22 protein-coding genes are annotated in these 23,691 nt (G+C 70.8%); 13 read left to right on the plus strand and 9 right to left on the minus strand.

Annotated elements, in window-relative coordinates; genetic code table 11:
* Positions 1–12 precede the first annotated feature (12 nt).
* The gene (locus AB6A65_RS02165) at positions 13–444 is read right to left on the minus strand and encodes a DoxX family protein (RefSeq protein ID WP_371036707.1); all 432 of its coding nucleotides are present in this window, start codon (positions 442–444) and stop codon (positions 13–15) included.
* Between the two features lie 217 nt (positions 445–661).
* Between AB6A65_RS02165 and AB6A65_RS02170 the strand changes: the two genes are divergently transcribed.
* Positions 662–1,126 carry a (2Fe-2S)-binding protein gene (locus AB6A65_RS02170; RefSeq protein WP_371036708.1) on the plus strand — a complete coding sequence of 155 codons (465 nt, stop codon included), beginning with the start codon at positions 662–664 and terminating at the stop codon, positions 1,124–1,126.
* Between the two features lie 3 nt (positions 1,127–1,129).
* The gene (locus tag AB6A65_RS02175) at positions 1,130–3,370 is read left to right on the plus strand and encodes a molybdopterin cofactor-binding domain-containing protein (protein ID WP_371036709.1); all 2,241 of its coding nucleotides are present in this window, start codon (positions 1,130–1,132) and stop codon (positions 3,368–3,370) included.
* A 4-nt stretch (positions 3,371–3,374) separates the two neighbouring features.
* Here AB6A65_RS02175 and AB6A65_RS02180 read toward each other — a convergent pair whose 3' ends face one another.
* The 5 genes from AB6A65_RS02180 to AB6A65_RS02200 form a co-directional block, all read right to left on the minus strand.
* Positions 3,375–3,578 (minus strand): DUF2892 domain-containing protein, encoded by a 204-nt coding sequence (locus AB6A65_RS02180; RefSeq protein WP_371036710.1) that lies wholly within the window; start codon positions 3,576–3,578, stop codon positions 3,375–3,377.
* The gene (locus AB6A65_RS02185; RefSeq protein WP_371036711.1) at positions 3,575–4,129 is read right to left on the minus strand and encodes a flavodoxin domain-containing protein; all 555 of its coding nucleotides are present in this window, start codon (positions 4,127–4,129) and stop codon (positions 3,575–3,577) included. The genes AB6A65_RS02180 and AB6A65_RS02185 overlap by 4 nt, the downstream gene beginning before the upstream one ends.
* Positions 4,130–4,195: 66 nt before the next feature.
* Entirely contained in the window at positions 4,196–4,975 is a 780-nt protein-coding gene (locus AB6A65_RS02190) for a gamma-glutamyl-gamma-aminobutyrate hydrolase family protein (protein ID WP_371036712.1), read from the minus strand.
* Positions 4,976–5,053: 78 nt separating this feature from the next.
* Positions 5,054–5,209, minus strand: coding sequence for a DUF2256 domain-containing protein (locus AB6A65_RS02195; protein WP_371036713.1), 156 nt, complete (start codon positions 5,207–5,209; stop codon positions 5,054–5,056).
* The gene (locus AB6A65_RS02200; RefSeq protein WP_371036714.1) at positions 5,209–6,840 is read right to left on the minus strand and encodes an FAD-binding domain-containing protein; all 1,632 of its coding nucleotides are present in this window, start codon (positions 6,838–6,840) and stop codon (positions 5,209–5,211) included. The genes AB6A65_RS02195 and AB6A65_RS02200 overlap by 1 nt, the downstream gene beginning before the upstream one ends.
* Between AB6A65_RS02200 and pepN the strand changes: the two genes are divergently transcribed.
* The 6 genes from pepN (at position 6,839) to AB6A65_RS02230 (ending at position 14,677) form a co-directional block, all read left to right on the plus strand.
* Entirely contained in the window at positions 6,839–9,379 is a 2,541-nt protein-coding gene (gene pepN, locus AB6A65_RS02205) for an aminopeptidase N (RefSeq protein ID WP_371036715.1), read from the plus strand. The two genes, AB6A65_RS02200 and pepN, sit on opposite strands and share 2 nt — an antisense overlap.
* Before the next feature lie 4 nt (positions 9,380–9,383).
* Positions 9,384–9,815 carry a hypothetical protein gene (locus AB6A65_RS02210; protein ID WP_371036716.1) on the plus strand — a complete coding sequence of 144 codons (432 nt, stop codon included), beginning with the start codon at positions 9,384–9,386 and terminating at the stop codon, positions 9,813–9,815.
* 116 nt (positions 9,816–9,931) lie between these two features.
* The gene (locus tag AB6A65_RS02215) at positions 9,932–10,807 is read left to right on the plus strand and encodes a lysophospholipid acyltransferase family protein (RefSeq protein WP_371036717.1); all 876 of its coding nucleotides are present in this window, start codon (positions 9,932–9,934) and stop codon (positions 10,805–10,807) included.
* An 81-nt stretch (positions 10,808–10,888) separates the two neighbouring features.
* Positions 10,889–12,073: a hypothetical protein gene (locus AB6A65_RS02220; protein WP_371036718.1), complete on the plus strand. Its 1,185-nt coding sequence runs from the start codon at positions 10,889–10,891 to the stop codon at positions 12,071–12,073.
* A gap of 85 nt (positions 12,074–12,158) precedes the next feature.
* Positions 12,159–13,670 carry an Asp-tRNA(Asn)/Glu-tRNA(Gln) amidotransferase subunit GatB gene (gene gatB / locus AB6A65_RS02225; RefSeq protein WP_371036719.1) on the plus strand — a complete coding sequence of 504 codons (1,512 nt, stop codon included), beginning with the start codon at positions 12,159–12,161 and terminating at the stop codon, positions 13,668–13,670.
* A 431-nt stretch (positions 13,671–14,101) separates the two neighbouring features.
* The gene (locus AB6A65_RS02230) at positions 14,102–14,677 is read left to right on the plus strand and encodes a DUF4177 domain-containing protein (RefSeq protein ID WP_371036720.1); all 576 of its coding nucleotides are present in this window, start codon (positions 14,102–14,104) and stop codon (positions 14,675–14,677) included.
* On the opposite strand, the gene AB6A65_RS02235 is transcribed toward AB6A65_RS02230, so the two are convergent.
* Positions 14,674–14,931: a BolA family protein gene (locus AB6A65_RS02235; RefSeq protein ID WP_371036721.1), complete on the minus strand. Its 258-nt coding sequence runs from the start codon at positions 14,929–14,931 to the stop codon at positions 14,674–14,676. The genes AB6A65_RS02230 and AB6A65_RS02235 overlap by 4 nt on opposite strands.
* A 73-nt stretch (positions 14,932–15,004) precedes the next feature.
* On the opposite strand from AB6A65_RS02235, the gene AB6A65_RS02240 reads away from it, so the two are divergent.
* Positions 15,005–15,631 carry a DnaJ domain-containing protein gene (locus AB6A65_RS02240; protein WP_371036722.1) on the plus strand — a complete coding sequence of 209 codons (627 nt, stop codon included), beginning with the start codon at positions 15,005–15,007 and terminating at the stop codon, positions 15,629–15,631.
* A gap of 13 nt (positions 15,632–15,644) precedes the next feature.
* Here AB6A65_RS02240 and msrB read toward each other — a convergent pair whose 3' ends face one another.
* On the minus strand, positions 15,645–16,112 hold the full coding sequence (gene msrB / locus AB6A65_RS02245) for a peptide-methionine (R)-S-oxide reductase MsrB (RefSeq protein ID WP_371036723.1): 468 nt from the start codon (positions 16,110–16,112) through the stop codon (positions 15,645–15,647).
* Positions 16,113–16,357: 245 nt separating this feature from the next.
* On the opposite strand from msrB, the gene cobS reads away from it, so the two are divergent.
* The 4 genes from cobS (at position 16,358) to AB6A65_RS02265 (ending at position 21,794) form a co-directional block, all read left to right on the plus strand.
* On the plus strand, positions 16,358–17,344 hold the full coding sequence (gene cobS, locus AB6A65_RS02250) for a cobaltochelatase subunit CobS (protein ID WP_371036724.1): 987 nt from the start codon (positions 16,358–16,360) through the stop codon (positions 17,342–17,344).
* A gap of 271 nt (positions 17,345–17,615) precedes the next feature.
* Positions 17,616–19,487: a cobaltochelatase subunit CobT gene (gene cobT / locus AB6A65_RS02255; protein ID WP_371036725.1), complete on the plus strand. Its 1,872-nt coding sequence runs from the start codon at positions 17,616–17,618 to the stop codon at positions 19,485–19,487.
* 82 nt (positions 19,488–19,569) lie between these two features.
* The gene (locus AB6A65_RS02260) at positions 19,570–21,366 is read left to right on the plus strand and encodes an aminopeptidase P family protein (RefSeq protein ID WP_371036726.1); all 1,797 of its coding nucleotides are present in this window, start codon (positions 19,570–19,572) and stop codon (positions 21,364–21,366) included.
* A gap of 86 nt (positions 21,367–21,452) precedes the next feature.
* Entirely contained in the window at positions 21,453–21,794 is a 342-nt protein-coding gene (locus tag AB6A65_RS02265) for a DUF427 domain-containing protein (RefSeq protein ID WP_371036727.1), read from the plus strand.
* A 119-nt stretch (positions 21,795–21,913) separates the two neighbouring features.
* On the opposite strand, the gene AB6A65_RS02270 is transcribed toward AB6A65_RS02265, so the two are convergent.
* A complete protein-coding gene (locus tag AB6A65_RS02270; protein WP_371036728.1) occupies positions 21,914–23,602 on the minus strand; it encodes a chloride channel protein in 1,689 nt (562 codons plus the stop codon).
* Between the last annotated feature and the right edge of the window lie 89 nt (positions 23,603–23,691).

Consider the following 23,691-nt stretch of genomic DNA (forward strand, 5'->3'; position numbering starts at 1 on the left):
GCGCGGCACGCGTCAGCGCGCGTCGATCGAGAACCGTCCCGGTCCGAAGGCCAGGATCATCGCCATGCCGCCCGCGAGCGCCACGTTCTTGAGGAAGTGGTTGATGTCGTTCTGCGCGGCGAGCCCTTCGGCCTCGAGGCCGGGCAGCAGGTGGAAGATCACCCCCGAGACCAGCGAAAACGCCCCGAGCAACACCGCCGCGAGGCGCGTCTTGTAGCCCAGGGCGAGGGCCAGGCCGCCCGCGAACTCGAGCGCGATCACGACGGGCAACAGCGCGCCGGGGATGCCGAACGCCTCCATGTATCCCTGCACGCCGGCGTAGCCGCCCAGCTTGTTGATCCCGGCGATCACGAAGATCGCGGCGAGCATCAGGCGGCCGGCGGGGGCGGCCCAGCTTTCGAACCCTGCGTTTCCTGCGGACGTCTGGTCGGTCGTGGTGGTCATCGTCGTCTCCCTGTGAGCGTCGGGCGGGAACGGGGTGCCCCCGCGATGGCACACCAGATGCGCGCCGTGGACTCGAAAAACCATTCCCGCCCGCGTCAGACGCTCTGTGCGCCTGCGCACAAGGCCGGCGGCGCCGGCGCCCTGCCGGCGGTCTCCTCTTGCCAATCCGTCGCCGACCCATACGCTTCAAGGGCGAAGCCGCGACAGGAGCATGCCCATGGCCTTTTCCCTGACCGTGAACGGCGAGCGCCGGGAGGTCGACCTGCCGGGCGACGTGCCGCTTCTGTGGGTGCTGCGCGACGCGCTCGACCTGACCGGGACGAAGTTCGGCTGCGGCGTCGCCGCCTGCGGGTCCTGCACGGTGCATGTGGACGGGCGGGCGGTGCGCTCCTGCCAGGTCACGCTCGCCGATGTCTGGGGTGAGGTGACGACGATCGAAGGGCTCGGCACGCCGGAGGCCATGCACGCCGTGCAGGCGGCCTGGGTCGAACACCAGGTCGCGCAATGCGGCTACTGCCAGTCGGGCCAGATCATGCAGGCCGCGGCGCTCCTGGCCGAGACGCCCGCGCCCTCGGACGACGACATCGACGCCGCGATGCAGGGCAATCTCTGCCGCTGCGGCCCCTATCCCCGCATCCGCGCGGCGATCCACGCCGCGGCGGCCCGCCTGTCGGAGGGCTGAGCCATGAGCCTCGGAAAGATCGCCCGCCGCACTTTCCTTATCGGCTCCGCCGCCGTGGCGGGCGGGGTCGCCTTCGGCGTCTGGTACGCGCGCAAGCCCGTGGACAATCCGCTCGACCCCGAGGGCGAGGCACTCGCGCTCAACCCCTATGTCATCGTGGACCGGGCCGGCGTCTCGATCGTCGTGCCGCGCGCCGAGATGGGCCAGGGCGTGCGCACCACGCTCGCCGCGCTCGTGGCCGAGGAGCTCGACGTGGAGATGGACGCGATCCGCACCCTCCACGGGCCGGCCTCGGACTCCTATTACAACGGCGCCCTCGCCGGGCTCGGCCTGCCCTTCAAGGATTACGCCATGTCCGATCTCCAGCACGCCATCCGCGAGCAGATGGGCGTGATGGGCAAGGCGCTCGGGCTGCAGGTGACGGGCGGCTCGACCTCCACGGTGGACGCCTTCGACAAGATGCGCCACGCGGGCGCCGCCGCGCGCGAGACGCTGAAGGCCGCCGCCGCCGAACGGCTCGGCGTGCCCGCCGAGGCGCTCTCGACCGGGGCGGGCGCGGTGATCGCGCCCGACGGCGCGCGGCTCCCCTATCCCGAGCTCGCCGAGGCCGCCGCCCGGATCGACCCGCCGCGCGCGCCCGCGCTCCGGCCCGCCGCGGAGTGGCGGATCCTCGGCAAATCGCAGCCCCGCGTGGACATGGTGGAGAAGGCCACCGGCACCGCCCGCTTCGGCCTCGACGTGCGGCTGCCGGGAATGAAGTTCGCCACGGTGCGGATGAACCCGCGCCTCGGCGCGCCGATGCGGTCCTTCGACGCCTCCGCGGCCGAGGAGATGCCGGGGGTCGAGCGGGTGATCGACCTCGGCACCGGCATCGCCGTCGTCGCCTCGAATACCTGGCTCGCCTTCCGGGCCGCCGAGGCGGTGGAGATCGACTGGGCCGAGGCGCCCTACCCCGACACGACCGAGGCGCTCTTCGCCGAGATCGCGCGGGCCTTCGACACCGCGCCGAACTCGGCGCTGCGCGACGACGGCGACGCCGACACCCTGCCCGAGGGCGCGACGGAGATCGCCGCCGAGTATCGCGTGCCCTACCTCGCCCACGCGACGATGGAGCCGGTGAACGCCACCGCGCTCCTCGGCGGCGACCGGCTCGAGGTCTGGGGCGGGTTCCAGTCGCCCCCCCTGGTGCGCGACCACTGCGCGGAGGCCGCCGGCGTCGCGCCCGAGGCCGTGCGCGTCCACACCACCTATCTGGGCGGCGGGTTCGGCCGTCGCGGCGAGGTGGATTTCGCCGTGCTCGCGGCTCTCGTCGCCCGGGAGATGCCGGGTACGCCGGTGCAGGTCGCCTGGTCACGCGAGGAGGACATGGGCCACGACTTCTACCGCCCCGGCGCGCTTGCCCGCTTCCGCGGCGCGGTGCGCGCCGGGCGCGCGGTGCTCCTCGACGGGGCGATCGCCGCGCAGTCGGTCACGCGCGAGAGCGCCCAGCGCCTCGCCGGCTTCGCCCCGCCCGGGGCGGACAAGGGCCACGTGGAAGGCGCCTACGACCAGCCCTACGCGATCCCGAACTACCGCATCCGGGGGCACCTGGCCGAGATGAAGCTGCCGATCGGCTTCTGGCGCGCGGTCGGGGCCTCCTTCAACGGCTTCTTCCACGACAGCTTCATCGACGAGCTGGCCCACGCCGCGGGCGCCGATCCGCTGGAGTTTCGCCTCGCCCACATGCGCGAGGTGCACGCGCCCTCGGCAGGCGTGCTGGACGCGGTGCGCGAGATGTCGGGCTGGACGGGCGAGACGCCCGACGGCACCGGGCGCGGCGTGGCCTTCACCTATTCCTTCGGCACGCCCACCGCGCAGGTCGTCGAGGTGGTGGACGAGGACGGCGCGATCCGCATCGCCCGGGCCTGGATCGCCTGCGACGTCGGCACCGCGCTCGACCCGCGCATCGTCGAAAGCCAGATGGTCTCGGGGCTCCTCTACGGTCTCTCCGCCGCCGTCATGGGCGAGATCACCTTCGAGGGCGGCGAAGCCCAGCAGGGGAACTTCCACGACTACGACGCGCTTCGCATCCACAGCGCGCCCGCGGTGGAGGTCCGCGTGCTGGAAACCGCGGAGCGCCTGTCGGGCGTGGGCGAACCCGGCACGCCGCCGTCGATGCCCGCGCTGGCCAACGCCGTCTTCGACCTCACCGGCGAGCGCGTCCGCGAACTGCCGCTCGCCCGGCGGTTCGACTTCGTGACCTAGGCGCTCACTGGAACGCCGAACCCGGTCGCAGCCCGAGCTTGCGGAAGACGGTCGCGGCCGGGCAGAAGCCCGTGAAGGCCGACTGGATCAGGTTGAGCCCCACGAAGCCGGTCAGCAGAAGCCACCAGGGGGAGTGTTGCCAGGCCAGCAGCGCCGACAGAAGCACGATCACCCCGGCGAAGGCCATCACGGCACGGTCCACGTTCATTTCGCTGTCTCCTCTCGCTCGGAAGTCGCGGCGAGCCACGCGTCGAGCGCGTCCGCCAGTTCCGTCCAGTCGGTGTATTCCCGGTCCTCGCCCGGGCGGATCCTTTCGCCCTTCTGCGACGCGATCCAGCGCATCGCCCAGCGGCGGAAGAAATCGTACTGCGTGAAGCGGAAGGCGCCGGCGACCTGAAGCGTGCGGTCGGGCTGCCATCCGGTGCGCGCGCAGAAATCGCCCGCGATGCGCTCGATGTCGGCGCGCTCTTCGGGGTCGTCGCCCGCGGCCGCGAGCGAGACCTGAAGGAATAGCGACGGCCGCGCGCCCAGGTCCACGGCATGGGCGGCGGCAAACCGCTCCAGCCCCTCCTGCACCCGGCCCATGTGCACCGAACCGGCGAGGATCGCGCCCGCGATGCGGGGCCAGTCGATCCCCTCCGCGTCGGCCGCGGGCAGAAGCTCGACCGAATGGCCGGACTGCGAAAGACGATCGGCGCAGAACCGCGCGATCTTGCGGGTCTGTCCCTCCGTGGTGGCGTAGACGATCAGAAGCCTCATGGCGCGTCTTCCCGAACCGGACGCGCGCAGCATAGCCCGGCCCGGCGGCCCGCACCTTGAGCAGGATCAAGCGCTGAGCCGCGCCGCGCGGTCCCGGCCGCCCGCCGCCCAGCGCCGGACGGCGTCTCCGAACGCCTCGAAAAGCGGGCGCGACACCGGGTCCCGCGCCGCGTTCCATTCGGGGTGCCACTGCACGGCGAGGGTGAACCCCGGCGCGTCGGCCACATAGGCCGCCTCGGGCGTGCCGTCTTCGGCCCAGCCGTCGATGACGAAACGGGCGCCCGCGTCCTTCACGCCCTGCCCGTGCAGCGTGTTCGTCATCACCTCGCGCGCGCCCATCAGCCTGTGGAAGACCCCGCCTTCGCCGAACCTCACCTTGTGGCGAAGCGCGAACTTTTCCTCGAGCGTCCCGTCGGGCGGCATCCGGTGGTTCATCCGCCCCGGCAGCTCGCGGATCTCGGGGTAGAGCGAGCCGCCCATGGCGACGTTCACCTCCTGGAAACCGCGGCAGATGCCGAGAAAGGGCTGGCCGCGCGCCACGCAGGCCCGCACGAGCGGCAGGGTGACCGCGTCGCGGCACCGGTCGAAGGCGCCGTGCTTCTCGGTCTCGGCCTCGCCGTATTCCTCGGGGTGCACGTTGGGCCGCCCCCCGGTAAGCACGAACCCGTCGCAGACCTCCAGCAGTTCTTCCACCGAGACGATCCCCGGGTCGGAGGGGATCACGAGCGGCAGGCATCCGGCGACCCCGGAGACGGCGGCCGAGTTCATCTGCCCGCCCGCATGGGTCGGGTACTGGTCGTTGATGAGGTACTGGTTGCCGATGATGCCGACGACGGGCCGTGCCATGATGTTCACCTCTCGCGTCGCCACAATCTAGGGCAGCTACGGGCGAAGCGGAACCCCGGCCTTGCCTGCCGGGCGGGGCTAGGCCCCGTTCTGCCTGCGCGCGCGGCGGCACCGCTCGGAACAATACCGCACCTCGTCCCAGACCCGGGCCCATTTCTTGCGCCACGCGAAGGGCCGGCCGCAGGTGGCACAGGTCTTGACGGGCAGATCGCCCTTGCGCCGCATGCCGCCCATCAGAAGCCGAAGCTCCCCTGCCGGTCGTCCGCGGCCTTGCGGCGGCGGCGCGGGGCGCGGTCGTTCACGAAGCGGCCCGTGCCGTCCTTGCGGCTGGCGTGCTTGTGCACGAGGCCACGGGCGGTATCGCGGAAGCCTTCGCCGCGGCGCACGGCCCAGACCGCCTCGCGCGCGGCGCGGGCCGCGGCGGGGACGTCGACGACGGGCTCGGGGTAAGCGCGCCCCAGAAGCGCGCGCGCACCCTCCCAGCGCCAGGGCTCCTGCAGATACTGGTCCGGCACAGGTTCCAGTTCCGGCAGCCAGGCGCGGGTGAAGGCGCCCGTCGGATCCTGGTCGCGGCCCTGTTTCACGGGGTTGTAGATGCGGATGGTGTTCATGCCGGTCGTGCCCGACTGCATCTGCATCTGCGGCCAGTGGATGCCGGGCTCGTAATCGGTGAAAAGGCGCGCGAGGATCGGCCCCGTGGCCCGCCAGTCGAGCCAGAGGTGGTAGGAGGCCACCGCCACCAGCATCGAGCGCATGCGGAAGTTCATCCAACCGGTGTGGGTCAGCATCCGCATGCAGGCATCCACGAAGGGCAGCCCGGTCTCGCCGCGCTCCCATGCCGCGAGGCGGGCAGCGTCGGGAACGCGGGGGCGCAGATCCTCGTAGGCCGGGTGCAGGCAGCGATGTTCGAGCGCGGGTTCGTCCTCGAGCTTCTGCATGAAATGGTCGCGCCAGGCGAGGCGGGACTGGAAGCTTTTCAGACTGCCGGCCCAGCCCTCGCGCGTGCCCCTGACCGCGCGCTGCCGCGCGGCGGCGGCGCGCGCCGCCTCGCGCACCGAAAGCGCGCCGAGGGCGAGGTGGGGCGACAGGCGCGAGCAGGCCGTCGCGCCATCGAGCGGAGAGGACATGGCGCGGCGATAGTCGCGCCCGCGCTCCGTCAGGAAGCTGTCGAGGGTCCCGAGGGCGGCCGCGCGCCCGCCGCTTTGCCGTCCCGGGCACGGGTCGGGCCGGAGGCCAAGGCGCGCGGGCCCGGGCCAGGGGTCGCTTTCGGCCTGCAGGGACCGCAGGCCGCCGGGGGCCGGAACCGGCTCGGCGAAGACGAACCGGTCGCGACGCGCCGCCCAGCCGTCGCGGCTGGCCAGCCTGCGGACGACACCCGACTGCGGCACCTGCTTCCACGTCACCCCCTGCGCGCGCGCCCAGCCCGCCACCGCCCGGTCGCGGGCATAGCTCCAGCCATTGCCCGTCTCCTCGTGACTTGTCAGGCAGGTCACGCCATGCCCGCGGCGCAGATCCTCCAGCACCTCCGTCGCCGCACCGACGCGGCGGACCAGCGGCGCGCCAAGCCGGGCGAGCGCGTCTTCGAGGGCGTCCAGCGCCTCCGACAGGAGGGCGAAGTGCCGCCCGCTCGCGTCGGGTTGCGCCCAGAGGCCGGGTTCGAGGATGTAAAGCGGCAGGATCGGGCGCCCGAGCGCCACGGCGGTGGCGAGCGCCGGGTGGTCGTCCACCCGGAGGTCGCGCTTGAACCACAGGATTGTCGTTCCAGATACCGCTCCAGCCATCGTCTTGCCGTGCTTCTTGCCGAGACTTAGGAAGTCTAGGTCACGCGACCCGCCCGGAAACCCCGGCCCGAAGGAGACCGCCATGAAGGACGCCGCGCCGCAGACCGTCTACCTGAACGAATACGCGCCGCCCGCGTATCTGGTGGACGAGGTCCAGCTGACCTTCCGCCTCGCCCCCCGCGCGACGCGGGTCGAAAGCCGGATCCGCTTCCGCCCGAACCCCGACGCCCGCTCGCGCGCGTTCTTCCTGCACGGCGAGGGGCTTTCGCTTCTCGCGGCCCGGATCGACGGCGCGCCGGTCACACCCGAGATCACCGACGAGGGGCTGACCTGCGCGGTGCCCGACGCGCCCTTCACCTGGGAGGCGGAGGTCGAGATCTCGCCCGAGACCAACACCGCGCTCGAGGGGCTCTACATGAGCCGCGGCATGTATTGCACCCAGTGCGAGGCCGAGGGCTTCCGCAAGATCACCTACTATCCCGACCGCCCCGACGTGATGGCGCCCTTCACCGTGCGGATCGAGGGCGATCTTCCGGTGCTGCTGTCCAACGGCAACCCGGGAGCGGCTGGCGAGGGCTGGGCCGAATGGCACGATCCCTGGCCGAAGCCCGCCTATCTCTTCGCGCTAGTCGCGGGCGATCTGGTGGCGCAGCGGGATACGTTCACCACCCGCTCGGGGCGGGATGTGGACCTTGCGCTCTGGGTGCGGCCGGGCGACGAGCACAAATGCGCCTGGGGCATGGAGGCGCTCAAGAAGTCGATGCGCTGGGACGAGGAGGTCTACGGGCGCGAATACGATCTCGACGTCTTCAACATCGTCGCCGTGGACGACTTCAACATGGGCGCGATGGAGAACAAGGGGCTCAACATCTTCACCTCCGCCGCCGTGCTCGCCAGCCCCGAGACGGCGACGGACGCCAATTTCGAGCGCATCGAATCGATCATCGCGCACGAGTATTTCCACAACTGGACGGGCAACCGGATCACCTGCCGCGACTGGTTCCAGCTCTGCCTCAAGGAAGGGCTGACCGTCTTCCGCGACCAGCAGTTCACCGCCGACATGCGCTCCGCCCCGGTGAAGCGGATCGACGACGTGTCGATGCTGCGCGCCCGCCAGTTCCCCGAGGACCAGGGCCCGCTCGCCCATCCCGTCCGGCCGGAAAGTTACCAGGAGATCAACAACTTCTACACCGCGACCGTCTACGAGAAGGGCGCGGAGGTGATCGGGATGCTCAAGCGCCTCGTCGGCGAGGAGGGCTACCGCAAGGCGCTCGATCTCTACTTCGAGCGCCATGACGGGCAGGCCTGCACCATCGAGGACTGGCTTCGCGTCTTCGAGGACGCGACGGGCCGCGACCTCTCGCAGTTCAAGCGATGGTACACGCAGGCGGGCACGCCGCGCCTCTCGGTGGAGGAGGACTGGCAGGACGGCACCTACACGCTCACCTTCACGCAGGAGACGCCGCCCACCCCCGGCCAGCCCGAGACGGCGCCGCAGGTGATCCCGATCGCTGTCGGGCTGCTGTCGCCCAACGGCGACGAGGCGGTGCCGACCCGCCTTCTGGAGATGACCGAGACACGCCAGAGCTTCACCTTCGAGGGGCTCGCGGCAAAGCCCGTCCCCTCGATCCTGCGCGACTTCTCGGCGCCGGTGGTGCTGGAGCGCGTGACCTCGCGGAGCGAACGCGCCTTCCTCATGGCCCACGACACCGACCCCTTCAACCGCTGGGAGGCGGGCCGGAGCCTCGCGCGGGAAAGCCTGATGGCGACGATCCGCGAGGGCGCCGCGCCGGACGCCGACTGGCTGTCGGGGCTCGCCGCGCTTCTGCGGGACGAGAGCCTCGACCCGGCCTTCCGCGCGCAGGTCACGGGGCTGCCCACCCAGTCGGAACTCGCCCAGGCGCTACACCGGGCGGGCACGACGCCCGACCCCGACGCGATCTGGACCGCGACGGAGGCGCTGCGCGACGCGATGGCGGAGGAACTCGCCGATCTCGCGCCCGCGCTTCTCGACGGCATGCGGGTGGCGGCGCCCGACGCCGAGCAGTCGGGCAAGCGCGCGCTCGCGGGCGCGATGCTCGCCCTCGTCACGCGGCGCGACGGTGGCGCGGCGGCCGCGCGCCAATACGCCGAGGCCGACAACATGACGCTCAGCCTCTCGGCGCTCGGCTGCCTGCTGCGCGCGGGCAAGGGCGGGCCGGAACTCGCCGCCTTCCACGACCGCTGGCAGCACGACCGGCTGGTGATGGACAAGTGGTTCTCGCTCCAGATCATCCAGTCGGACCCGGCCGAAACGGCCGACATCGCCCGCCGCCTCACCGAGCATCCCGCCTTCGAGTGGAAGAACCCGAACCGCTTCCGCGCGGTGATGGGCGCGCTCGCCATGCACCACGCGGGCTTCCACCGGGCCGACGGCGCGGGCTACCGCCTGCTGGCGGACTGGCTGATCCGGCTCGACCCGGTGAACCCGCAGACCGCGGCGCGGATGATGAGCGCCTTCCAGACCTGGCGGCGCTACGACGCGGGGCGCCAGGCGCTGCTTCGCGCCGAGCTCGAGCGGATGCGCGCCGCGCCGGACCTCTCGCGCGACAGCGCCGAGATGCTGGACCGGATGCTCGGCTGATCCGGTGGCGGAAGAGTTCCGCCACGAGGCCCGCGGCCGAAACCGCCGCACGGCGCTGGCGCTCGCCGGCGCGTGGGCCGCGATGGCCGCGGCGGTGCTCTGGATCGACGCCGCGCTCTGGGTGCTGGCCATCCCGGCGCTCTTCACGCTGCCCGCGCTCTGGGACCTGATCTCGGATCGCCGCGCCGGCCTCGCGCTCGGCGCCGAGCGGATCGCGTGGCACGCCGGCCGCCGGAGCGGCGAGGTGGCGCTGGCGCAGATCGAGACCGTGCGCTTCGACACGAGGCTCGACCTCTCCGTGCGGGTGACGCTGGTGCTTCGGTCCGGCCGCCGCATCCGCCTGCCGCAGGAGTGCCTGCCGCGGCCGGCCGAGCTTCAATCCGCGCTGGCCGCCCGCGGCGTTTCCACCGAGCGGCATCATTTTTCCCTTTTCTAGAAGGGCTTGCAGTTTCCCGCCGTTGCGCCGCCCAATGGCTTCCGGTCGCCGCGAATCCGTGCAATGGTGACATGGGTGTCATACCACTGTCGCAGCTCTGTGGATTTCTTCGCGCCATGAAAGACCGGATCGACCCCCTGATCGCCGAACGGGCGCCATGGCTTTTCTCGGAGCATCCGGCAGTCGCGCCGGCCCGTGGGGTGCTGAACCGGCTGCTCGGCTACGACAAGACCGTGGCGCTCGGCACGGCGCTTCGGGATCTGCCCGCCGACCGGATCATGGCGGCAATGACGCGCGAACTCGCCCGCGACGTGGAGGCGGCGGGCCTCGACAACATCCCCCGCAACGGCGCGGCGCTGGTCGTCGCGAACCATCCGACCGGCATCGCCGACGGGATCATGCTGCATGCGGTGCTGGGGGATTTGCGTCCCGATGTCTATTACTTCGCGAACCACGACATCCTGCGCGTGCTGCCGCAGATGACCGACATGATCGCGCCGGTCGAGTGGCGACGGGACCGGCGCAGCCACGGCAAGACGCGCGAGACCATGGCCTACACCCGCCGCGCGGTGGAGGATGGGCGGCTCGGCGTCATCTTCCCGTCAGGACGGCTGGCCAAGCGCCGCGGACTGTCGCTGCACGAGCGGCCCTGGATGGCGTCGGCGGCGATGATCGCGCGCAAGTTCGAGCTGCCGGTGATCCCGGTGAACATCCGCGCGCGCAACTCGGCGCTCTTCTACCTCTTCGACTTCATTCACCCCAGCCTGCGCGACATCACGCTCTTCCACGAGACGCTGAACAAGCACCGGCAGCCCTTCCGGGTGACCGTGGGCGAACCGATCTCGCCCGCATCGCTCCCCGCGAAATCCGAAGACGGCATCGAACTCATGCGGCGCGCGACGCTGGCCCTCGGCGGGCCGCGGGCGCCCACGGTCTCGCTCCTCGACAACACCCGGCGCCCCTCCTGGATCCGTCAGCTCGACTCCAACTGACCGCATCCCCGCCGCGGGAATTTACCGCTTTCTCCGCGACTTCGCCCTTTCCACGCCCGATTGCGCGGCGACGTTCGGATCATGTCCAGATCCATCGCCCTCGCGCCCGCCCTCGCACCGCTGCTCCGTCTCGCCAGGACGGGGTTCCGCTCCGCGGCGCCCGCCCGGCCACGCCGGCCCGCCGCCGGCGCCGCGCTGCCCGTGATCGAGGAAACCGCGCTGGAACGGGAGGCGGCCACTCACGAGGCGCAGGGCCTCTTTCTCGCCCGGCAGGAGCGTTGGGACGAGCTCGACACGCTTGTTCGCTCCTGCGACCGTCGCCGCGCCGCCCTCCCGGACGGGCAGCCCGTGGCCCAGCGTCTCGCGCTCGGCGCGGCGTCCGACGTGCTCTGGACGGCCGAGGCCGGTTTCGACACCGACGAGCGGATGCGCCGCACCGGCTGCGGCGTGGCCCAGCTCGAGGACGCGCTGGCCGCGCATCCCCGTGCGCCGGGCGTCGCGCTCGTGCTGGTGCACACGCATCTCAGCCTTGGATGGGCCGCGCGGCGCGAGGCGGCGACGGAACCGGCGCGGCCCGAGGCGCGTGCCGCGCTCCACGCCCATCTCGCACGCGCGGGACAGATCCTCGACCGCTTCGCCGAGGCCGCGGGCGACAGCGCGGCCTTCGCCGCCGCGCGCTGCCTCCAGCTTCCTGCGCGTCGGCCCGGGCCGGAGGCGCGGGCCCGCGCCTATCTCGACCTCGTGGCGCGCGACCCCGCGAACCCGCGCCACCTGCGCGACATGGGCCGCAGCCTTCTGCCCCTGCGCACCGGCACGCTGGCCACGCTGGAACGGGCGGCGCGGGAGGCCGCAGCCCTCTCCGAGGCGAAGCTGGGCCCGGCGGGCTATTTCTGGGCGCACATGGACGCGCTGGCCGAGGACGAACGCGTCTTCGAGCGGCTGGACCTCGAGTGGTTCCTGGCCGGGCTCGACGCCGCCGCTGCGCGGCATGGCGACCAGCACGCGGCGAACACCGTTGCCGCCTTCTGCGCCCTCACCATGGCGCCGCATCACGGCCGGGCGCGGCTAAACCCCGCGATCGCGCCGCGGCGTGCGGCGGTGCACGACCGGGCGCCGGGCGTCTGCCGCGACCACCTGCACGAGATACACCCTCTGGTCTGGGCGGAGACCGCCGCCGCGATCGGCCCCGAACGGCCCGTGCCCCCGCGCCCGCGCCGCGTGGCCGAGGGCACAGCGCTCGCCCGCGCCGCGCTCGCCGCGGCCTGACGGGGTCAGGCGACGCGCGGGGAATTGCAACCGCGCGGCGCTTTGGCTAAGGCCATCAGGTGCCATCAGCCGCAGGGGACCCGCCATGCTCGATCTCGCCCACGAGCCTCCGAAGCCCAAGGTGATCGCCGGGGCAAAGCACGACTGGGAACTGGTCATCGGGATGGAGGTCCATGCCCAGGTCGCCTCGAAGGCCAAGCTCTTTTCCGGCGCCTCGACCGAGTTCGGCGCCGAGCCCAATTCCAACGTCTCGTTCGTGGACGCGGCGATGCCGGGCATGCTGCCCGTGCTCAACGAGTTCTGCATCGAGCAGGCGGTGCGCACCGGCCTCGGCCTGAAGGCGAAGATCAACCTGCGCTCCGCCTTCGACCGGAAGAACTATTTCTACCCCGACCTGCCCCAGGGCTACCAGATCAGCCAGCTTTATCACCCGCTGGTGGGCGAGGGCGAGGTGCTGGTGGACATGGCGCCCGGCGTCGCGCGGCGCGTGCGAATCGAGCGCATCCACGTCGAACAGGACGCGGGCAAGTCGATCCACGACATGGACCCCGGCGCCTCCTTCGTGGACCTCAACCGCACCGGCGTCGCGCTGATGGAGATCGTCTCGCGCCCCGACATCCGCGGCCCGGAAGAGGCGGCCGCCTACCTGACGAAGCTGCGCCAGATCATGCGCTATCTCGGCACCTGCGAGGGCAACATGCAGTCAGGCAACCTGCGCGCGGATGTGAACGTGTCGGTCTGTCGCCCCGGCGCCTACGAGAAGTTCGCCGAAACCGGCGATCCCGCGCATCTGGGCACCCGGTGCGAGATCAAGAACATGAACTCGATGCGCTTCATCCAGCAGGCGATCGACTACGAGGCACGGCGGCAGATCCGGCTGCTGGAGGCCGGCGAAGGGGTCGTGCAGGAGACGCGCCTCTACGATCCGGACCGGGGCGAGACGCGCTCCATGCGCTCCAAGGAAGAGGCGCATGACTACCGCTATTTCCCCGATCCCGACCTGCTGCCACTCGAACTCGAGCAGGGCTGGGTGGACGCGATCGCCGAAAGCCTGCCCGAACTGCCCGACGCGAAGAAGGCGCGCTTCGTCACCGCGCTGGGGCTGTCGGAATACGACGCCGGTGTGCTGACCGCCGACGTCGCGGCGGCGGATTATTTCGAGAAGGTCGCGGAGGGGCGCGACGGCAAGGCGGCGGCGAACTGGGTCATCAACGAACTTTTCGGCCGACTGAAGAAGGACGACCTCGACATCGCCGAGAGCCCGGTCTCGCCGGCGCAGCTTGGCGGCATCATCGACCTGATCTCGGCGGGCGACATCTCGGGCAAGATCGCCAAGGACCTTTTCGAGATCGTCTACACCGAAGGCGGCGATCCGGCCGAGGTGGTGGAAGCGCGCGGGATGAAGCAGGTCACCGACACCGCCGCGATCGAGGCCGCGGTGGACGAGGTGATCGCCGCGAACCCCGCCCAGGTGGAGAAGGCCAGGGAAAACCCCAAGCTCGCCGGCTGGTTCGTGGGCCAGGTGATGAAGGCCACCGGCGGCAAGGCCAACCCCAAGGCGGTTAACGAGATCGTGGCCGGCAAGCTCGGGCTCTGAACCGATGCGCCCGCTCCGCGACGAGATCCTCGCCCAGAACGAGCGGGTGACGCTCTTCTCGAGGTTCCTGAACGCGGTGGGGCTGGGCTCATCGGCTTCGCCCTGATCCGCCCGCTTGTGGAGGGGGGTGCCGCGCTCTTCCGGCTCACCGCGTGGTGGAGTGGCGCCGGGCTGGCGCTTCATGTTGCGGCGCACTATATTCTGCGCTTGTTGAGGAAGGAGCCGCGCGCATGACGATGTTCGAATTCGCCGTCCCCCTCGTCGCGCTCGCCGTGGCGGGCATCGGCATCGCGCTCTTGCGCGCGGAGGCGCGGCGCATCGATGCGCGCCGCCGCCCGCCGGCGGAGTGACGCCGCCCGCCGGGTCGACTCTGGCCCTTTCGCGCCTGAACTGATAGCGTCCCGCCGGTTTGAGCGGCTGGGAGGTGCAGGGTGGCGTACTACGAGTACAAGGTGGTCCCGGCTCCTCAGCGGGGCGAGAAGGCGCGCGGCGTCAAGACGGCCGAGGCGCGGTTCGCGCTGGCGATCGAGCGGCTCATGAACGAGATGGGCGAGGACGGCTGGGAGTATGTGCGGGCCGAAACCTTGCCGAGCGAAGAACGCGCGGGGCTCACGGGCACCGCGACGCAGTGGCGCAACCTGCTGGTCTTCCGCCGCTTGCGCGGCGCGGCGGACGGGGGCGCGAGCCGCGACACGCCGAGACTGCTCGCCGCGCCGGCCGAAGCGCCGGAGGGACATATGCCGCCACCGGACGACGGGTTCCCGCCGATGCCGCCCTTGACGCGGTCGGCCGCGGCACGCCGCGCCCGCGCGGTCGAGGCAGGGGAAGACGCCGAAAGCGCCGACGCGTCCTCCGGGGCCGGCGCGGGGCCGGCGCAGGATCCGATCGCCCTGCCCCGCGTGCTGGCACGGAAACCTGAGCGGGAGGCGCGCGATGACGACGCGGACGATGCCGGTGAAGGAGGCGGCGCCGAAGGACCGGATCCGTCGCCGCGGCCCCGGGGCTAGGCGTCGATGTCGAGGGAGAGCGCGTGGATCGCGGTGACGAGGGCGGGCCCGAGCGCCTCGTGCACCGCCCTGTGCCGGGCAAGCCGCGACTGGCCGGCGAAGGCCGGGGCGCGGATCACCACCCGGAAGTGGCTTTCGCCGCCTTCCTGGTAGCCCGCGTGGCCGCGGTGGCGCTCGCTTTCGTCCACCACCTCGAGGCGGGTCGGCGCAAAGGCACCCTCGAGCGCCGCGCGGATCGCGTCTGTGCGTGTCAAATTTTACCTCCGGCCTCTTCAAATCGTGTCGGGGCAGATTAAACTCACACGTCCGAGTCGAAAAGGTGAGAGCATGAGCAGACCTGATCCGTTCGGTTTCGACATGTCGGTTTCCGCGGCGAAGAAGAAGAATTCCCGCGGCAGGCGCGGCATGTCCGGGGCTTCCGAAACCTCGACTCGTCTGTGCGAGAAGGAGGGATGCCGCGAAGCCGGCCTCTACCGCGCGCCCAAGGCCCCCGACGTGCTCGACGACTATTACTGGTTCTGCAAGGACCATGTGCGCGAGTACAACCTGAAATGGAATTTCTTCGACGGCACGACCGAGGCCGAGCTCAACGCTCAGATGTCGAAGGACAAGGTGTGGGAGCGCAACACCCGCGACTTCCGCGACCCCGAGGCGCGCGCCTGGGCGCGGCTCGGCATCGAGGACCCGCATCAGGTGCTGGGCGAAAACGCCACGCGCAACCCGGGCAGCCGCTCGGACGGCCACAGCCGCCGCCTGCCCGCGCCCGAGCGCAAGGCGATCGAGATCCTCGACGCCAAGGACAACTGGAGCAAGGCCGAGGTGCGCAAGAGCTACAAGGCGCTCATCAAGGTGCTGCACCCCGACATGAATGGCGGCGACCGCTCGCAGGAAGAACAGCTGCAGCAGGTCATGTGGGCCTGGGATCAGATCAAGGACAGCCGCAACTTCAAGTGAGCGGCGGCGGCGGTCAGGCGTCGGCGCGGAACACCAGCGAGACCCCGTTGATACAATGCCGCTTGCCGGTCGGCTGGGGGCCGTCGTCGAAGATGTGGCCCAGATGGCTGCCGCAGCGGCTGCAATGGCATTCCGTGCGCGGGAACAGCAGCTTCCAGTCGGTCCGCGTGCCGATCGCGCCGGGAAGGGCCTGCCAGAAACTCGGCCAGCCGGTCCCGCTGTCGAACTTGTGCTCGGAAGAATAGAGCGGCTGCTCGCAGCCCCGGCAAAGATAGGTGCCCGCGCGCTTCTCCTCGTTCAGCGGCGAGGTGCAGGGTCGCTCGGTATCCTCCTCCCGCATCACGCGGTATTCCAGATCGCTGAGCATCGCCTTCCACTCGGCGTCGGAGCGCGAGACCTCGAACCCGGTCTCGGCCCCCTTCGCCGCCGAGCCAAGCCCGAGCGCGGCGCCAAGCGTCGCAAGAAAGGATCGGCGTTCCATGGATGCACCTCCGTGTCGCGGGCGAGGCTAGCGGGCGCCTCGCGGCCGGGGCAAGTCCCGCGCCCGCACAACCGCGTGAGCGTGCGCGGTCGGCGCCGGACGGTACGGGCGGCGGCACACCCCGCAGCGGGCGGCCGGATGCCGCGTGCGGCGCGCGCCCTTCCCCTTGCCCCGCCCGGGAATATGTTGCACCACGGGCCGCGCATCGCGGCGGCAGACATGCACGAAAAGGATCAGGGACGGTCATGGCGGACGGCAGCATCGACATCAACGCGAAACCCACCGAAGAGGTCTCGGTCCGCGAGGTGTTCGGCATCGACACCGACATGATCGTGCACGGATTCCCGGAACGGACCGAGCGCGTGCCCGATCTCGACACGACCTACAAGTTCGACCCGGACACGACGCTCGCGATCCTCGCAGGCTTTCGCAACAATCGCCGCGTGATGATCCAGGGCTATCACGGCACCGGCAAGTCCACCCATATCGAACAGGTGGCGGCGCGGCTCAACTGGCCCACCGTGCGCGTGAACCTCGACAGCCATATCAGCCGGATCGACCTGATCGGCAAGGACGCGATCAAGCTGCGCGACGGCATGCAGGTCACCGAGTTCCAGGAAGGCATCCTGCCCTGGGCGCTGCGCAATCCTGCGGCGATCGTCTTCGACGAGTATGACGCGGGCCGCGCGGACGTGATGTTCGTGATCCAGCGGGTACTGGAAGCCGACGGCAAGCTGACCCTGCTCGACCAGAACGAGGTCATCACCCCGCACCCGTATTTCCGCATCTTCGCCACGGCGAACACGGTCGGCCTCGGGGACACGACGGGCCTTTACCACGGCACCCAGCAGATCAATCAGGGCCAGATGGACCGCTGGAGCCTGGTGGCCACGCTCAACTACCTGTCGATCGACGCGGAAACGGCGATCGTGCTGGCAAAGGCGCCGCACTACAACACCGAGAAGGGCCGCAAGACCGTCAAGCAGATGGTCACCGTGGCCGACCTGACCCGCACCGCCTTCATGAACGGCGATCTGTCCACGGTGATGAGCCCGCGCACGGTGATCGCCTGGGCGCAGAACGCGGAGATCTTCCGCAACGTGGGCTATGCCTTCCGGGTGAGCTTTCTGAACAAGTGCGACGAGCTGGAGCGGCAGACGGTGGCCGAATTCTACCAGCGCTGCTTCAACGAGGAACTTCCCGAAAGCGCCGCGCACGGCAGTTTCGGCTGACCCCGGCGCGATTTCACGACCTCGCAGAACGGGTCGCACCAGCCCGGCGCGGCCCGTTTTCATTTCCCGACCCGCGGGCCGCGCCGCGCGGTCCCGGGGTGTTCCGCCACATGCATGACCGGCGCCGTGGCCCCGCGTCGCGGAGGGCGCGCGGGATAGCTGCGGCCGTGCCTGCCGGTGCGACGCTCACGGAAAACGCGCCGCCACTGGTCATCCCCCCGGCAAGGCATTAGCTTCCACGCGACAGACACCAGGACGTGCGAAGCCCCTCATGCAGAAGCCCGACAATCCCGCCGATCCGTTCAAGAAGGCGCTCGCCGAGGCCACGCGGGTCATGGCGCATGACCCCGAACTCAGCGTGAGCTATTCGGTGGATCCGTCGGGGATCACCGGGGACACCATGCGCCTGCCGCAAGTCAGCCGCCGGATGAGCCGCGACGAGGTTCTGGTGGCGCGCGGGACGGCGGACGCGCTCGCGCTGCACCGGCGCTATCACGACGCGGGAACCCATGCCCGCTACTGCCCGCCGGGGGAGATGGCGCGCGATCTCTACGAGGCGATGGAAACCGCCCGCTGCGAGGCGATGGGCGCACGCGACATGCCCGGCACCGCCACCAACATCGACGCCAAGATCGGCGCCGAGGCGGCGCGGCGCGGCTACGCCGAGGCGCGCGAGCCGGGCGACGTGCCGCTGCCCACGGCGGCGGGCTACCTCATCCGGCACCTTGCCACCGGGCGCGAGCTGCCCGAGGCCGCGCAGAACGTGATGGAGCTGTGGCGCGGCTACATCGAAAGCCAGGCGGGCGAGACGCTCGAAGCGCTGGAGGGCAATCTCTCCGACCAGGGCGCCTTCGCCCGCTTCGCGCGCAAGGTCATCGAGGATCTCGGATACGGCGACCAGCTAGGCGACGATCCCGACCAGCAGGACGACGACCAGCAGGAAGAGGCCGAGGACGGCGCCGAGGAGGAAGAGGAGCCCGACAGCACCGGCCAGGACGACAGTCAGGACGATGCCGAAGCCTCGCCCGAGCAGTCCCAGGACGAGACGCAGGACGAAAGCCAGGCGCAGGTCAGCATGGACGAGCTGGCCGACCAGGAACTCGGCGAAGAGACCGAGATGCCCGAGGGCGAGGCCCCCCAGGAGCCGCCGCCGCCCGCCCCCGTCTCGGATGCGGACCCCGACTACCGGGTCTTCAATACCGCCTTCGACGAGGAGGTGGCGGCGCAGGACCTCGCGGAGCCCATCGAGCTCGAGCGCCTGCGCGCCTATCTCGACCAGCAGCTCGAACCGCTGAAGGGCGCGGTCTCGCGGCTTGCCAACAAGCTGCAACGCCGCCTTCAGGCGCAGCAGAACCGCAGCTGGGAGTTCGACCGCGAGGAGGGCATCCTCGACGCCGGTCGCCTGGCGCGGGTCGTGGCGAACCCCACGACGCCGCTGTCCTTCAAGGTCGAGAAGGACACCGAGTTCCGCGATACTGTGGTGACCCTGCTTCTGGACAACTCGGGCTCGATGCGCGGGCGGCCGATCTCCATCGCCGCGATCTGCGCCGACGTGCTGGCGCGCACGCTCGAGCGCTGCTCGGTCAAGGTCGAGATCCTGGGATTCACGACGCGCGCCTGGAAGGGCGGGCAGAGCCGCGAGGCGTGGCTGAACGAGGGCCGGCCCCTCGCACCCGGGCGGCTCAACGATCTGCGGCACATCGTCTACAAGCCCGCCGACGCGCCCTGGCGGCGCGCGCGCGACAATCTTGGGCTGATGATGAAGGAGGGGCTTCTGAAGGAGAACATCGACGGCGAGGCGCTCGAATGGGCGCACCGGCGCATGATGATGCGCCCGGAAAGCCGCAAGATCCTCATGGTGATCTCGGACGGCGCGCCGGTGGACGATTCGACGCTGTCCGTGAACCCCGCGAATTACCTCGAGAAGCATCTGCGCGACGTGATCGCGATGGTGGAACGGCGAAGCGCGGTCGAACTCATCGCCATCGGCATCGGCCATGACGTCACCCGCTACTACCACCGCGCGGTGACCATCACCGACGTGGACCAGCTTGCCGGGGCGATGACCGAACAGCTTGCCAGCCTGTTCGATTCCGACCCCCGCGCCCGCGCGCGCCTCGTCGGCATCCGCAAGGCGTCCTGAAGGCGCCCCGGCTTCGCGGCCGAGGCGCTTGCATCCGCCGCGCGGATGCCCAAAGTTGCCGCGGATCACAGCGGAGGGGCGGATGCTTCAGTCTTTCAAGGCCACGTCGCGGCCCGATCAGGGACCGCCGCGCCTCGCGCGGCTGCGCGAGGAGATGGCCCGCGAGGGCCTCGACGGGTTCTGGGTGCCGCGCGCGGACGCACATCAGGGCGAGTATGTCGCGCCCCGGGACGAGCGGTTGTCCTGGCTGACCGGGTTCACCGGCTCGGCCGGCTTTGCGGTCGTGCTGGCCTCGGTGGCGGGCGTCTTCGTGGACGGGCGCTACCGGGTGCAGGTCAAGGCGCAGGTGGCGGAGGACTTCACGCCGGTCGACTGGCCCGAGGTCAAGCCGTCGGACTGGCTGCGCGAGACGCTGCCCAACGGTGGCGTGGTGGGCATCGACCCGTGGCTTCACACCGTCGAGCAGGTGGAAAAGCTCGAAACCGCGCTTCGGGGCAGCGGCGTCAGCCTGCGCGAGACGGCGAACCTCGTGGACCGGATCTGGCAGGACCAGCCCGCGCCGCCGCTCGGCCGGGCACGCGCGCACCCCCTCGACCTCGCGGGGGAGGGGGCGGCGGAAAAGCGCGCGCGCCTCGGCCGCGAGCTTCGCGACGCCGGACACCGCGCGGCGGTGATCACCCTGCCCGACTCCATCTGCTGGCTTCTGAACATCCGCGGGTCCGACGTGCCGCGGGCCCCCCTCGCCCATGGCTTCGCCGTCCTGCACGAGGACGGGCGGGTGGATCTCTTCATGGCCGAGGAAAAGCTCGAGGGCCTGGGCGACCACTTGGGCCCCGAGGTCGCCGCGCACCGGCCGGAGCGCTTCGCCGCCGCCCTGGGCGAGCTGTCCGGCCCGGTCCGCATCGATCCGGCAAGCGCGCCGCTCGCGGTGCTGCGCGCGCTCGAGGAGGCCGGCGTGGAGGTGGCACGCGGCCCCGATCCCTGCGTCCGGCCCAAGGCGTGCAAGAACGCGGCCGAGATCCGCGGCGCGGGCGAGGCGCATCTTCGCGACGGCGCGGCCGTGTGCGAGTTCCTCGCCTGGCTCGCCGATCAGCCGGCGGGCAGCCTGACCGAGATCGAAGCCGTCACGAAACTCGAAGAGAGCCGCCGCGCGACCGGAAAGCTCGAGGACATCTCCTTCGACACGATCTCCTGCGCGGGGCCGCACGGCGCGATCATGCATTACCGCGTCACCGAGGAGACGAACCGCCCGCTGAAGGCCGGCGAGCTTTACCTCGTGGATAGCGGCGGTCAGTATCTCGACGGAACCACCGACATCACCCGGACCGTGGCCATCGGCACGCCGACCGAAGAGATGCGCGCCTGCTACACCCGCGTGCTGCAGGGCCTCATCACTCTGTCGCGGCTGCGCTGGCCCGCCGGGCTCGCCGGGCGGGATCTGGACGCGCTGGCGCGGATGCCGCTCTGGCTGGCCGGGCAGGACTATGCCCACGGAACCGGCCACGGCGTCGGCGCCTACCTGTCCGTTCACGAGGGGCCGCAGAAAATCGCGCGCGCCGGCGAGGCCGAACTCCTGCCCGGCATGATCCTTTCCAACGAGCCCGGCTTCTACAGGGAGGGCGCCTTCGGCATCCGGCTGGAGAACCTGATCGTGGTCGAGGACGCACCGGAACTCCCGGGCGGCAGCGTGGCGAAGATGCTGCGTTTCCACACGCTGACCTATGTGCCCTTCGAGCGCCGCCTCGTGGAGGCGGAGATGCTGCATGGCCCCGAGCGGGCGTGGCTCAACGCCTATCATGCGCTGGTGCGATCCAAGATCGGCCCAAGGCTGGGCAGCGCCGCGAAAACATGGTTGGATGCCGCCACCGCGCCGATCTGAGGCGCAGCCCGCGGGCAGGAAACAGGCCGACGCCAGCCAACGCCGCAGCAGGCGCGCAGCGCGGCGAAAACACGAGGGAGAACCGCATGGCCAGGATCATCATCAGGCCGGCTCAGGGAAAATGGAGCGTGCGCGCGGGCGGCGCGGTCCTGGGCGAGTCGAGCGCGGCGCTCGAACTGGACGAAGAGGGCCATGCCCCCGTGATCTACTTCCCCCGCGAGGATCTCGCGATGGCGTTCCTGGAGCCCACCGAGCGCAGCAGCCATTGCCCCCACAAGGGCGATGCGAGCTGGTTCTCGATCGTCACGAAATCCACGACGATTCCCGATGCGGCATGGTCCTACGAGGCGCCCCTCGACGGCGTTTCCGAGATCGCGGGGCATGTCGCCTTTTACGAGTCCGACGTGGTGACGGTGGAGCGCCTGTAAGCCGCGCCGGCACGGGCCGCGTCGCGTTCGCCTTCACCCGGAGCCCGGCGCGGAGCCCAGGCGGTCGCCCCTGCGCGGCGCCCACCCGCGCCGCGGCGCTCGCTCCGGTCACGCCGCGCTCAGGAATGCTCTTCCTGCGCCGTGGCGGCGAGCGCCCGGTTGTAGGCCCTGAGCGCATCCACGTGAAAGAGCGCGCCCTGAAGCTCCGGCGCCTTGCCCTCGCCCGACAGCGTCACCACGGGAATGAAGGGCAGGCCCGATTTCTCGAAGATCGGCATCGCCGCGTCGAGCGTGGCGTTGGCGTCCACGTAGACGCCGCTCCGGACAAGCTCCCAGCAGCGATCTTCGTCGGCCGCCTGATCGTCGAGCGGCCCCCGCATGACGCCGGCCACGCGGAACATCTGCAGCAGATATTCCTGCGGGCCGGCCGCGAGGTGCACGCCCCGCCGCTCGAGCTGCGTGAGGAAGAAGGAGCGGTCCACCAGCCGCGAGGCAAGCGCGGTGGACGTCGAGACCGAGACCATCACCGCAAGGCCCGTCTGCCAGTCGCCGGTCAGTTCGAACACGATGAGCGTGGTGGAGATCGGCGCCCCCAGCACCGCCGCGGCCACCGCCCCCATCCCCGCGAGCGCGTAGAGCGTGGGGCTTCCCGACACCTCGGGGAAGATGCCGGTGGCGACGATGCCGAAGGCCAGCCCGGTGAGCGCGCCCAGCATCAGCGATGGCGAGAAGACGCCGCCACCCATCCGGCCCCCCATGGTCACCGCGACCGCGATCACCTTGACGATGGTGAAGGCGATCGCCTCGTGCAGAAGAAGCTGGCCCGTGAGCGCCGCCGTCGTCGTCTCGTAGCCCACCCCGATGATGTGCGGAAAGAAGATCGCGATCCCGCCGAGCAGAAGACCCGCGCAGGCCGGGCGCAGCCAGACCGGCATCCCGGTGCCGCGCTGGAGGCGGGTTCCGACATCCTCGGCCAGGAAGATCGCCCGCATCGTCATCACCCCGACGAAGCCGCAGACGAGACCGAGCAGCAGGAAGGCCGGCATCTCGATGTAGAACTCGAGCGCCGAGCCGCCGGGCAGGACGAAGTTGGTGACGTCGCCGAAGGCCAGCCGGCCGATGACCGTGCCCGCCGCGCTGGCGATCACGATGGGCGCGAAGGCGTGGAGCGCGAAGTGGCGCAGGATCACCTCCATCGCGAAGAGCGCGCCCGCGATCGGCGCGTTGAAAGAGGCCGAGACCGCGGCCGCCACGGCGCAGCCCAGAAGATCGCGCCCGGTGATCCCGTCGGCCCGGATCGCGTTGGACACCGCGGTGGAGATCAGCGCGGCGATATGCACCACCGGCCCCTCGCGCCCCGTCGAGCCCCCGGTCGAGAGCGTGATCAGCGAACAGAGCGCAGAGGTGCGCCCCGCGCGCCGTTCCACCCGGCCGTCGTTGAGCGCCGCGCCCTCGATGACGTCGGCCACCGAGCGCACGCGCCCGTCGGGGGTGAAGAGATGCAGCAGCACCCCCACGGCGAGCCCGCCCAGCACCGGCACCGTCAGCACCCACCACCAGTCCAGCGTCTCGGCGAAGCTGTGCAGCATGTGCAGGTCCTCGGTGCCGTAGGCGAGGCTCTGCAACTCGTTGATGCCGAAGCGGAAAAGGACCGCGGCTCCCCCCGCCGCCGATCCGACGAGCAGCGCGATGAACCAGAACTGGATCTGGCTGGGACCGCGCTGGCGCAAGAGCTGCCAGCCCTGGCGGAACGACGCCCGCATCTCGGAGAGCTCTCGCAGGATCGGGCGGCGCGGGTCCTCCTCCATGCCCGCCTCAGCGCGTGACGAGACGGCGCGGTGCACGCGCCTTTCCCCGCCCGCTGGGACGCCCTAGGATTTGCCGCGATTGCCGGAGC

The sequence above is a fragment of the Rhodosalinus sp. FB01 genome (assembly GCF_041365715.1).
Classification (GTDB): domain Bacteria; phylum Pseudomonadota; class Alphaproteobacteria; order Rhodobacterales; family Rhodobacteraceae; genus Rhodosalinus.

What these genes read in the sequence shown, in the direction of transcription:
- AB6A65_RS02165 (WP_371036707.1), bottom strand. Translation starts at nt 444, where the DNA reads ATGACCACCACGACCGACCAGACGTCCGCAGGAAACGCAGGGTTCGAA.
- AB6A65_RS02170 (WP_371036708.1), top strand. Translation starts at nt 662, where the DNA reads ATGGCCTTTTCCCTGACCGTGAACGGCGAGCGCCGGGAGGTCGACCTG.
- AB6A65_RS02175 (WP_371036709.1), top strand. Translation starts at nt 1,130, where the DNA reads ATGAGCCTCGGAAAGATCGCCCGCCGCACTTTCCTTATCGGCTCCGCC.
- AB6A65_RS02180 (WP_371036710.1), bottom strand. Translation starts at nt 3,578, where the DNA reads ATGAACGTGGACCGTGCCGTGATGGCCTTCGCCGGGGTGATCGTGCTT.
- AB6A65_RS02185 (WP_371036711.1), bottom strand. Translation starts at nt 4,129, where the DNA reads ATGAGGCTTCTGATCGTCTACGCCACCACGGAGGGACAGACCCGCAAG.
- AB6A65_RS02190 (WP_371036712.1), bottom strand. Translation starts at nt 4,975, where the DNA reads ATGGCACGGCCCGTCGTCGGCATCATCGGCAACCAGTACCTCATCAAC.
- AB6A65_RS02195 (WP_371036713.1), bottom strand. Translation starts at nt 5,209, where the DNA reads ATGGGCGGCATGCGGCGCAAGGGCGATCTGCCCGTCAAGACCTGTGCC.
- pepN (WP_371036715.1), top strand. Translation starts at nt 6,839, where the DNA reads ATGAAGGACGCCGCGCCGCAGACCGTCTACCTGAACGAATACGCGCCG.
- AB6A65_RS02200 (WP_371036714.1), bottom strand. Translation starts at nt 6,840, where the DNA reads ATGGCGGTCTCCTTCGGGCCGGGGTTTCCGGGCGGGTCGCGTGACCTA.
- AB6A65_RS02215 (WP_371036717.1), top strand. Translation starts at nt 9,932, where the DNA reads ATGAAAGACCGGATCGACCCCCTGATCGCCGAACGGGCGCCATGGCTT.
- AB6A65_RS02220 (WP_371036718.1), top strand. Translation starts at nt 10,889, where the DNA reads ATGTCCAGATCCATCGCCCTCGCGCCCGCCCTCGCACCGCTGCTCCGT.
- gatB (WP_371036719.1), top strand. Translation starts at nt 12,159, where the DNA reads ATGCTCGATCTCGCCCACGAGCCTCCGAAGCCCAAGGTGATCGCCGGG.
- AB6A65_RS02240 (WP_371036722.1), top strand. Translation starts at nt 15,005, where the DNA reads ATGAGCAGACCTGATCCGTTCGGTTTCGACATGTCGGTTTCCGCGGCG.
- msrB (WP_371036723.1), bottom strand. Translation starts at nt 16,112, where the DNA reads ATGGAACGCCGATCCTTTCTTGCGACGCTTGGCGCCGCGCTCGGGCTT.
- cobS (WP_371036724.1), top strand. Translation starts at nt 16,358, where the DNA reads ATGGCGGACGGCAGCATCGACATCAACGCGAAACCCACCGAAGAGGTC.
- cobT (WP_371036725.1), top strand. Translation starts at nt 17,616, where the DNA reads ATGCAGAAGCCCGACAATCCCGCCGATCCGTTCAAGAAGGCGCTCGCC.
- AB6A65_RS02260 (WP_371036726.1), top strand. Translation starts at nt 19,570, where the DNA reads ATGCTTCAGTCTTTCAAGGCCACGTCGCGGCCCGATCAGGGACCGCCG.
- AB6A65_RS02265 (WP_371036727.1), top strand. Translation starts at nt 21,453, where the DNA reads ATGGCCAGGATCATCATCAGGCCGGCTCAGGGAAAATGGAGCGTGCGC.
- AB6A65_RS02270 (WP_371036728.1), bottom strand. Translation starts at nt 23,602, where the DNA reads ATGGAGGAGGACCCGCGCCGCCCGATCCTGCGAGAGCTCTCCGAGATG.